Source organism: Streptomyces sp. SM1 (assembly GCF_002910825.1).
Lineage (GTDB): Bacteria > Actinomycetota > Actinomycetes > Streptomycetales > Streptomycetaceae > Streptomyces > Streptomyces okerensis.
Map to the genome: position 1 here is coordinate 1 of NZ_NEUB01000355.1, position 1,364 is coordinate 1,364.

The following is a 1,364-nucleotide window of genomic DNA, read 5'->3' on the forward strand; positions in this document are numbered from 1 at the left end:
AATGATGAGGACGTGAAGGCGGTTCGGGACGCGGTCCCGATCGACGCCGTGGTGTCCGAGTACCTCCAGTTGCGCAGCGCGGGCGGCGGGAACCTCAAGGGTCTCTGCCCCTTCCACGACGAGAAGTCGCCGTCCTTCCAGGTCAGCCCGAGCAAGGGGTTCTTCCACTGCTTCGGCTGCCAGGAGGGCGGCGACACCATCACGTTCGTGATGAAGATCGACCACCTGTCCTTCTCGGAGGCGGTCGAGCGGCTCGCCGGACAGGCCGGCATCACCCTGCGCTACGAGGAGGGCGGGTACAACCCCACCCACCAGCGCGGCGAGCGCATCCGCCTGGTCGAGGCCCACAAGATCGCCGCGGAGTGGTACGCGGAACAGCTCGCGACCTCCCCCGAGGCGGACACCGGCCGGATCTTCCTCGCCGACCGCGGCTTCGACCAGGCCGCGGCCCTGCACTTCGGCGTCGGCTACAGCCCCCAGGGCTGGGACCACCTCACCCGCTTCCTGCGCGGCAAGGGCTTCAGCGACAAGGAACTCGTCCTCTCCGGCCTCTCCCAGGAGGGCCGCCGGGGCCCCATCGACCGCTTCCGCGGCCGCCTGATGTGGCCCATCCGCGACATCGGCGGGGAGGTCGTCGGCTTCGGCGCCCGCAAGCTCTACGAGGCGGACAACGGGCCGAAGTACCTCAACACCCCCGACACCGCGATCTACCGGAAGTCGCAGGTCCTCTACGGCATCGACCTGGCGAAGAAGGACATCGCGAAGGCGTCCCGCGCGGTCGTCGTCGAGGGCTACACCGACGTCATGGCCTGCCACCTCGCGGGCGTCACCACCGCCATCGCCACCTGCGGCACCGCCTTCGGCGGCGACCACATCAAGATCCTGCGCCGGCTCCTCATGGACAACGGCAGCGCCCGGGTGATCTTCACCTTCGACGGTGACGCGGCCGGCCAGAAGGCGGCCCTGCGCGCCTTCGAGGACGACCAGAAGTTCGCCGCCGAGACCTACATCGCCATCGCCCCCGACGGCATGGACCCCTGCGACCTGCGCCTCGCCAAGGGCGACGAGGCCGTGGCCGAACTGGCCGAACCCCGCACCCCGCTCTTCGAGTTCGCGCTCCGTCAGGTCGTCCGCCGCTACGACCTGGAGACCCCGGCCGGCCGGGCGGGCGCCCTCGACGAGGCCGCCCCGATCGTCGCGCGCATCAAGAACAGCGGCGCCCAGCACGAGGTCGCCGTCCAGCTCGCCGGGATGCTCGGCATCCTCGACACGCAGTTCGTCGTCAAGCGGGTCGCCCAGCTGGCCCGCTGGGCCCGCGACCGCGGCGGCAAGGGGCCCGCCCCCGCCCCCGGCCGGCAGCAGCA

At 71.1% G+C, this 1,364-nt stretch carries 1 protein-coding gene; it reads left to right on the plus strand.

Going from position 1 to position 1,364, the window contains the following annotated elements; genetic code table 11:
• A partial coding sequence (gene dnaG, locus B9S61_RS08845; RefSeq protein ID WP_103541758.1) for a DNA primase occupies nt 1-1,364 on the plus strand: 1,364 nt, incomplete at both ends.